Origin of the sequence: Rhizobium ecuadorense (genome assembly GCF_001187535.1) — a bacterium.
Taxonomy (GTDB): domain Bacteria; phylum Pseudomonadota; class Alphaproteobacteria; order Rhizobiales; family Rhizobiaceae; genus Rhizobium; species Rhizobium ecuadorense.
On the sequence record NZ_LFIO01000048.1, the window covers coordinates 1 to 211 of the forward strand.

The following is a 211-nucleotide window of genomic DNA, read 5'->3' on the forward strand; positions in this document are numbered from 1 at the left end:
CTGTCGGATATCGTCCTCTGCGGGCCGATCGTTCCCAACAGTCCGCCATACAGCTACCGAATTCGACTGGCGCTTTTCCAACCATGGCTTCCGCTAGTTTTTCGAGCTCGGCGTTCGTCCTGGCGTCGAAGCGCAGAACCTCGGCTTTGAGGCGGACGGCATTGACCCAAAGCTTGCTGGGTGCATAGTCGTGGGGGAGTTGGGTGAAGAC

The 211-nt window shown here is 58.8% G+C and carries 1 protein-coding gene; it reads right to left on the reverse strand.

Going from position 1 to position 211, the window contains the following annotated elements; genetic code table 11:
* Positions 1–211: hypothetical protein (locus AF337_RS44075; RefSeq protein ID WP_210168028.1), on the reverse strand; the 211-nt coding region annotated here is incomplete at both ends.